Here is a 3,305-nt window from a genome sequence, read left to right as displayed (position 1 = left end):
CGCGGCTCTTCGGGCCGAGCGTGCCGTTGGCTGAGGCGGAGCAGGGAGATGTCCTGCTGTTCCGCTGGCGACCGGACTTTCCGGCCAAACATGCCGGGGTGTTGGCCGGGCCGCAGCATTTCATCCACGCCTATGAGCAGTCGGCGGTGACGCGTTCGGCCCTGGTACCATCGTGGCGGCGACGGATTGCGGCGGTATATCGGTTTCCTTCGGCGTGTCATTGAAAAGAAATGCCGTTTGGAATATGTTTCTGGAGTGGTGAGCGGGGCTGCTACCCCGCCCACCGTTTGCTTATCTGTTGAAATGGATCCGGACGGAGAGAGACCAGCCCGTCCGGGTCACCTTCAAGATAAGCGTAATGCCAATCGGCCTGAGCCTCATAACATTACCTCCATTTTCGAGAGCAAGGCCCCTGCCTGGGTCGGCGTGGCCTGTCCTCGCCGATGCGCCGGCTGGCGCGGCGCGTGCTGCTTCTGCTCCCGAATTTCCTGACGCTATCACAATCTGAGCGAGCATCCAGTGGCAGCGCTGGGCGGCGGCGAGGTATTTCCATGGCCACTATCCTTTTCCAGGCGGCGGGCGCGGCGCTCGGCAGTGTGTTCGGTCCGGTCGGTGCGATCATCGGGCGGGCGGCGGGGGCGCTGGCCGGCAGCATGGTCGATCGGGCGCTGATCGGCGGCAGCGGCACGACCATCTCCGGGCCACGTCTTGCGACTGCACGCATTCCGGGTGCTGATGAAGGAACGGCGATCAACCGCATCTACGGGACGGCGCGGATCGGCGGCACGCTGATCTGGGCGACGCGTTTCGAGGAAGAGGTGACGCGCGAGCGCTCCGGCGGCAAGGCGACCAGCGGGCCGCGGGTGGAGACGTTCAGCTATTTCGCAAACCTGGCGGTCGGGCTCTGCGAGGGGCCGATCGCCGGCGTACGGCGGGTCTGGGCCGATGGGCGTGAGCTCGATCTGACGGCAATCGAGATGCGGGTCTACCGTGGCGACGGGGAGCAATTGCCCGATCCGCTGATCGAGGCGAAGCAGGGCGAGGGCAATGCGCCGGCCTATCGCGGGCTGGCCTATGTCGTGTTCGATCGGCTGCCGCTCGACAGTTTCGGCAATCGCATTCCGCTGCTGCAGTTCGAGGTGCTGCGGCCGGTCGGCAGGCTCGAACATCAGATACGCGCCGTGACGGTCACGCCGGGCGCGACGGAGCATGGTTATGCGACTGTGCCGGTGACGGAGAAGACCGGCGAGGGCAGCGGGCGCATTCTCAATCGCCATACGCTGGCGGCCGGCACCGACTGGCAGGCGTCGCTCGATGAGTTGCAGGCGCTCTGCCCCAACCTCGAACGGGTGGCGCTGGTGGTCTCCTGGTTCGGAACGGACCTCAGGGCAGGGTATTGCCGCATCGTGCCGGGCGTCGAGGTGCCCGAGCGATGGGAGGAAAGCGCAGAGTGGTCGGTGGCCGGCATGTCGCGCGGCGATGCGCATCTGGTGAGCCAGGACGGCGGGCCGGCTTTCGGCGGCACGCCGAGCGATGCGAGCGTGGCTCAGGCGATCACCGACCTCAGGGCGCGTGGGCTGAAGGTCTATCTCTATCCGTTCGTGATGATGGATATCCCGCCCGGCAACGGCCTGCCGGATCCCTACCGTGGCGTGGAGCAGGCGGCCTTTCCCTGGCGCGGGCGGATCACCTGTTTTCCGGCGTCGGCGGATAAGACCGAGGAAGCACGGACGCAGGTGCAGGTTTTCAGCGCCGGCTCCGAGGGATACCGGCGCATGGTGCTGCATTATGCCGGCCTGGCGGCGGCCATAGGCGGGGTTGACGGCTTCATCCTCGGCTCGGAACTACGCGGGCTGACGCAATTGCGCGACGAGACGGGAGCGTTTCCTTTCGTGCAACAACTGGTTGGGCTTGCGGCGGATGTGCGGGCGATCGTCGGGCCGGGGACGAAACTCACCTACGGCGCCGACTGGAGCGAATATTTCGGCTATCACCCGCAGGACGGTTCGGGCGAGGTGCATTTCCACCTCGATCCGCTCTGGGCTTCGGCGGATATCGATGCGGTCGGCATCGACAACTACATGCCGCTCAGCGATTGGCGCGACGAGGATCTTGTCGCGGACAATCCGGATGATTTTCGTCTTGCGGATGACCGCCAAGCGATGGCGGCGCAGATCGCGGCCGGAGAGGGTTTCGATTGGTATTATGCAAGCGATTCGGACCGGCGGAACCGGGTGCGATCGCTGATTTCGGATGGACTGGCGGGCAAGCCGTGGGTCTATCGTTACAAGGATCTCCTGGGCTGGTGGTCGAACCGGCATCATGACCGTGTGGGCGGTGCCGAGAATATAATGCCGACGGCCTGGCTGCCCGGCATGAAGCCGATCTGGTTCACCGAACTCGGGTGTCCGGCGGTCGACAAGGGCGCCAATCAGCCGAACGCCTTCATCGATCCGAAATCGGCCGAAAGCGCGCTGCCGTATTTTTCGAGTGGCGGGCGGTCCGACAGCATGCAGCGGCGGCTCCTGGAAGCGCATCATGGCTGGTGGCAGGGTCATGCGGCGGCGGACGGCATGGTCGACCCGGACCACGTGTTTGTCTGGACCTGGGATGCCAGGCCTGTTCCGGCCTTTCCCGGTGATCTTTCGGCCTGGAGCGATGGCGGTAACTGGCGCGCCGGCCATTGGCTCAATGGCCGGCTGGGCGGAACGACGCTCGCCGATGCCATTGCCGCGATCCTGACAGAGCACGGTTTCGAGGATTTCGACGTTTCCGAAGTGAGCGGCGACCTGACCGGCTATGTGCAGGGCGAGGTGACCTCGGCGCGGGCGCTTCTGGAACCGCTGCTCGAGGTGTTTCAGGTGGATGTGGGGGAAGACAGCGGCAGGCTGCGTTTCCGGTCGCGGCTGAAGGTCAGCCTGGCGGCAAAGGAGATTACCGTCGTCGCGGATACCGAGGATGAGGCCCTCTGGTCTGAAAACCGTGGGCACGATAGCGATTTTGCGGCGGAGGCGGTGCTGACCTCCTACAATCCACGGCTCGATTACGAACAGTCGGGCGTGCGGTCGCGGCGGGCACGGGCGGAAAGCCAGCGTATCCTGAGCTACGATCTGCCCGCCGTGCTGCCGGAGGAGACGTCGCTCGATGCCGTCGAGACGCTGCTGCGTACCCACAGGATTGCGAAACGGTCGCTCCGTCGAGAACATCGTCGTCTGGGTCGACCGGGTGAATGCCGATCCGACCCTCGACCTCAAGAACCTGTTGAGCGACATGGACCTGCTCGGCGCCAGGATCGGCGTCGAATA

General features: G+C 65.1%; 2 pseudogenes. Both read left to right on the top strand.

The features are described 5' to 3' along the window. Positions 1–224: pseudogene (locus tag MOV61_RS29260) on the top strand (peptidase P60); the annotation flags it as partial. Between the two features lie 219 nt (positions 225–443). Then, positions 444–3,137 (top strand): annotated as a pseudogene (locus MOV61_RS29255) (glycoside hydrolase/phage tail family protein); the annotation flags it as partial. Between the last annotated feature and the right edge of the window lie 168 nt (positions 3,138–3,305).

This window comes from Neorhizobium sp. BETTINA12A, from assembly GCF_023006485.1.
In the GTDB taxonomy this organism is placed as follows: domain Bacteria; phylum Pseudomonadota; class Alphaproteobacteria; order Rhizobiales; family Rhizobiaceae; genus Neorhizobium.
This window is presented reverse-complemented; position numbering and strand designations above follow the sequence as displayed.